We start from the raw sequence: 5,031 nt of genomic DNA, 5'->3' as shown, positions 1-5,031 counted from the left end.
GGTGTGTTGTTATGCATGGGGTGGGCGGAGGCGGCCATAGCGAAACGTAGTTTCGCCCGTCCACGGGACGTGGGGCCCGCGCGGCCCGAGCGCAGTCCCCTCTTGTGGGACAGCCGCGCGCCCCGCCTAAAGGAGCGATTCAGCTATTTCGGCAGTGAGCCGAAATAGTTGAATCGCGCAGGCGCGCGAAAAAAGAACAACGCAAAAAATCCGTCGCCCGCCCGCCTAAGAGGGCATATTCTGCCGGTTGGCGCTTGGCCAATCCGGCAAGAATTGCCGCGGGCGACGGCAAACGCGGCGGAGCGAAAGCGGAGCCGCAGTGAGGCGGACACGGGGCGGAGAACAGGGACGAGCTTTGGGCTGCGATTGTCTTTCGGGCGGGAAAACCGTAATCGGTTTTCCCGCCGCGTTGGGTCGAGCATGGGGCTGTGGGTTGGGCTGTGCTTTTGCGACTCGCAGAGCCGTCGGCCTTGTCGCCCAAGCCGCAGCGGCTTCGGGGGGGGATGGGCGACAGGCCGAACCCAGCAGAATCGAGACGAACTGTTGGCCATGCTCTTGCGGCTCTTTGAGCCGCCTGGCCTGCGCGCTGGGCCTTCGGGCCGCCCCCCGAGCGCGCGGCCCGAACCCAACAGACAGCGGCGCCGCCCGCACCAGACAGCCCCGCCCCGAGACAAAGCCCCCACACCGCGAGGAATCGCCGGAAAATGTTACCTTTGCCAGCGAAATACACCCCTTATCCCATGAATAAAACGGCCGACTACCGGTTCACCATCATCGTACCCGTCTACAACGAAGAAGACAACATATATACCCTCGAAGAACGGTTGCGGGCCTACCTGCCCGCAACCACAGCAGGAGGGCAGCCCGCCTGCGCGCTTTTCGTGAACGACGGCTCGAAAGACCGCTCCGGCGAACGGCTGCGCGAAATCTGCGGACGCAACCCCCACTTCTACTGGCTCGACCTCGCCCGGAACAGCGGCCTGAGCGCCGCCATGAAAGCCGGCATCGACGCCACCTACTCCGAATACGTCGGCTACATGGACGCCGACCTTCAGACCGCCCCCGAAGACTTCGACCTCCTGCTGCCCCATATGGGCGAATATGAGATGGCTATGGGTATCCGCACCGGCCGGAAAGACTCCTTCGTGAAAAACATGTCCTCCCGGATCGCCAACGGTTTCCGTCGGATGATGACCCACGACGGCGTCGAAGACACCGGCTGCCCCTTGAAAGTCCTGCGTACCGACTACGCCAAGCGAATCCCCTTCTTCACCGGCATGCACCGGTTTCTGCCCGCCCTGATTCAACTCCAGGGCGCACGCGTGAAGCAAGTGCCCGTAAGGCACTTCCCCCGCGTCGCCGGCCAGTCCAAATACCACCTCTGGAACCGGCTCGCCGGCCCCTTCATGGACTGCTTCGCCTACCGGTGGATGCGCAAACGCTACATCGACTACCGCACCGGAGAGACCAACCTGTAACCCATGCACCCGCTCGCCATCGACAGTTTAGGTTACCTGGCCCAGCTGCTCTTCTCGGCCCGGTTTTTCGTCCAGTGGATCCTGAGCGAACGCGCCCGGCGCGTCCTCTCGCCCACCATCTTCTGGCAGATCAGCCTCGTCGCCGCCTGCATTTTTTGCCTCTACGGCTGGCTTCGGAACGACTTCTCCATCATCCTCGGGCAATTCGTCACCTACTACATCTACATCTGGAACCTCAACGCCCGTCGAGCCTGGAAAACCCTCTGGCCCCCGATCCGCTGGACGATCTTCGCCCTGCCGCTGGCCGGCATCCTGTGGATCGCCCTGAACTGGAGCGACTTCCTCGCCCACCTCTTCATCGAGAGCGACCTCCCCGGCTGGCTCATCGCCCTCGGCACCGGCGGACAAATCATCTTCACCCTCCGCTTCGTCTACCAATGGTGGTACTCCCGACAGCGCGGCGAATCGATCCTCCCGCTCGGCTTCTGGCTCATCAGCCTCACCGGCTCCACCATCATCATCGCCTACGCCTTGATTCGCGGCGACATGTACCCCCTCATCCTCGGGCACCTCACCGGCGCCTTCGTCTACACCCGTAACATCATCATCTTCAACAAACAACGCACCGCTCAGGCCACAGCCTCCGACAGCAACGACCGACCATGCGAAAACACCTCGACACGATAGGCACCGACTGGAGCCGCTACCTGCTTCTTTTCCTCGCCGTCCTCCCCCTCTTTCTCTTCCGCGACCTCACCCGGAACAACGAACTCCGCTATCTGAGCATCGCCGACGAAGCCATCCGCGACGGCCACCTCTTCACCTTCTACAACCACGGCACAGCCTATGCCGACAAACCGCCGCTTTTCCTCTGGATGCTGATGCTCGGGCGGACACTCTTCGGGCACAACCTCAGCGCCCTGATGAGCTTCATGAGCCTCTTTTCGGCCATCCCCGCTCTGCTGATACTCCGCACGATGAACCGTTGGGTGCGCCCCTTCGTCATCGATCCCCGGGCCCGGCTCGCCGGACAACTGATGCTCTTCACCAGCGTCTACTTCCTCGGCGCCGCCGTCATTCTGCGGATGGACATGCTCATGTGCCTCTTCATCATCCTCGCCTTGCACACTTTCTGGCGGCTGTACAGCGGCGCCTCAGACAGCGAAAGTCACCTGCGCCGCGACCGATGGCTGTTTCCGGTCTGGGTATTCCTCGCCATCTTCTCCAAAGGGCCCGTCGGGATACTCGTCCCCTTGGTAAGCGTCATCCTCTTTCTGGCGATTCGCCGCGACTGGCGAGCCATCGGACACTACTGGGGCTGGCAGACCTGGGGCATTCTGCTCGGCCTCTGCCTGCTTTGGTTCGGCGCCGTGTACCTCGAAGGCGGCACCGCCTATTTGGACAACCTGCTGGTGAAACAGACCGCCGGCCGCGCCGTCGACGCCTTCCACCACAAAGCGCCCGTATGGTACTACGCCGTTTCGATCTGGTACTCCCTCGCCCCGTGGTCGCTCTTCGCCATCGGCGTTCTCGCGTGGGGCCTTTGCCGTTGGCGGCAGACCGCCGCGACCGATCTGGAACGCTTCTTCCTCGTCGTCGCCCTCTCCACCTTCGGCGTCCTCTCGCTCGTCAGCTCCAAGATCCAGATCTACCTGCTGCCCGCCTTTCCCTTCTTTATCTACCTCGCCCTCCTGTGGAGCGCCCGCGAAGGTACCCGCGGCTGGATGCGCTGGCTCATCGGGATTCCAGCAGCCGTACTGGCTCTCGCTTTTCCCGCCTGGTTCATCGTCTGCTACCTCGCCCCCACACTGCCCATCCGTGAATCCCTCTTCGTACCCATCGGTACCGCCATTTTGTCCGTTGCCGCCGTGTGGAGCCTCGTCCGGCTATGGCGCGGACGACTCTACCCCGCCATCACCCTGCTCGGCAGCGGCATCCTCGCCACCCTTTTCGTCCTCTCGTTCGCCCTGCCCCGGTTCAACAGCTACATCGGGATGGGCGACGTCTGCGGCGCCGCCAGAACCGTCGGCGACGCCGCCGGGATCGACCGCTACTACACCTACGGCATCAGCCGCGCCGAAAACATCGACGCCTACTTAGGCCTTCCCGCCGAAGGTCTTTCCGCCGAAACGCTCGACACCTTGCAACACGGCATCGTCATCACCTACCGCTCCCGGATCGGCTACGACGAAGCCCTGACCCGCGCATTTTCGGGCCGGGAAGTCCACCGCGTGGGCAACTACGCATTCGGCGTGTTCGACCGGGCCGAAACAACGGATCAACCATGAAGATATTAGTAACCGGTGCCGCCGGCTTCATCGGCTTCCACACCATCCACCGCCTCTGCGAGCGAGGCGACCAGGTCGTCGGACTCGACAACCTGAACGACTACTACGCCGTCGAGCTGAAACACGCCCGTCTGGCCGCCTCAGGTATCGCCTCCGCACCCGCCGACCGCCACTTCGCCACCAGCGACACCCTGAACAGCTACCGTTTCGTCCGGGCCGATCTGACCGACAAAACCTTTATCGACCGCCTCTTCGAGACCGAGCGTTTCGACGCCGTGATCCACCTCGCCGCACAGGCCGGCGTGCGGTACTCGATCGAGAATCCGTACGCCTACATTCAGAGCAACGTCGTCGGTTTTCTGAATATTCTCGAAGCCTGCCGTCACTTTCCGGTAACCCATCTGGTCTACGCCAGCTCCAGCAGCATCTACGGGCTGAACGAGCAGGTTCCCTACGCCGAGAGCGACATGACCGACCGCCCCGTGAGCCTCTACGCCGCGACCAAAAAGTCGAATGAGCTGATGGCCCACGCCTACTCGAAACTCTATGGGATTCCCGCCACCGGCCTCCGTTTTTTCACCGTCTACGGCCCTTGGGGACGCCCCGACATGTCCCCGTGGCTCTTTCTGAGCGCCATCACCGAAGGCCGTCCGATCCGCGTCTTCAACCACGGCCGGATGGAGCGCGACTTCACCTACATCGACGACATCGTGACCGGCGTCTGCGCCGTCGTCTCGCAGCCGCCCGCCGCGAACCGCCACGGCGTGCGGACAGCCGTCTACAACATCGGCAACAGTGCACCAGTTCCCTTGATGGATTTTATCGGCGCGATCGAGCGGTCGGCAGGGCGCGAAGCCATGAAAGAGTTCACCGAGATGCAGCCGGGCGACGTCGTACGCACCTATGCCGACACGACCGCCCTGGAACGTGATTTCGGATATCGTCCCTCGACCCCGTTGCAGGAAGGAATCGACCGGTTCTGCGCCTGGTACCGGCAATATCACGGCCTGTAACGATAAGATTCTACAAAGATTTCACCCTCGTGTCTGGACTTGGTCTGACTTTACGCGGGCGACCGACCTCGATCAGCCTTTGACCGGTACCTTCCCGTACTATTCGGACGGCGTAGCCGGCGAAAAATACGGCGCAGGGAACTACAAAGCCACCAACGGTCGTCTCTACAAGGTAAGCACCTCGGGCGCGGGAACCCCGCTCGCCTGGTACCCCGCCCCGGGCTACCGCGGCAGCGGCGAGGGCGCGTTGTG

At 62.7% G+C, this 5,031-nt stretch carries 4 protein-coding genes; all 4 read left to right on the top strand.

What is annotated here, in order from left to right; translation table 11 throughout:
- The first annotated feature begins 740 nt into the window (after positions 1–740).
- The 4 genes from QZ302_RS08560 to QZ302_RS08545 are packed head-to-tail and all read left to right on the top strand — an operon-like array spanning position 741 to position 4,779.
- Positions 741–1,478 carry a glycosyltransferase gene (locus QZ302_RS08560; protein ID WP_294594478.1) on the top strand — a complete coding sequence of 246 codons (738 nt, stop codon included), beginning with the start codon at positions 741–743 and terminating at the stop codon, positions 1,476–1,478.
- A gap of 3 nt (positions 1,479–1,481) precedes the next feature.
- On the top strand, positions 1,482–2,165 hold the full coding sequence (locus QZ302_RS08555) for a lipid-A-disaccharide synthase N-terminal domain-containing protein (RefSeq protein WP_294594476.1): 684 nt from the start codon (positions 1,482–1,484) through the stop codon (positions 2,163–2,165).
- Positions 2,141–3,766 (top strand): glycosyltransferase family 39 protein, encoded by a 1,626-nt coding sequence (locus QZ302_RS08550; RefSeq protein WP_294594474.1) that lies wholly within the window; start codon positions 2,141–2,143, stop codon positions 3,764–3,766. The genes QZ302_RS08555 and QZ302_RS08550 overlap by 25 nt, the downstream gene beginning before the upstream one ends.
- The gene (locus QZ302_RS08545) at positions 3,763–4,779 is read left to right on the top strand and encodes an NAD-dependent epimerase (protein ID WP_294594472.1); all 1,017 of its coding nucleotides are present in this window, start codon (positions 3,763–3,765) and stop codon (positions 4,777–4,779) included. The genes QZ302_RS08550 and QZ302_RS08545 overlap by 4 nt, the downstream gene beginning before the upstream one ends.
- Positions 4,780–5,031 lie beyond the last annotated feature (252 nt).

It is taken from the genome of uncultured Rikenella sp. (assembly GCF_910579375.1).
Taxonomy (GTDB): domain Bacteria; phylum Bacteroidota; class Bacteroidia; order Bacteroidales; family Rikenellaceae; genus Rikenella.
This window is presented reverse-complemented; position numbering and strand designations above follow the sequence as displayed.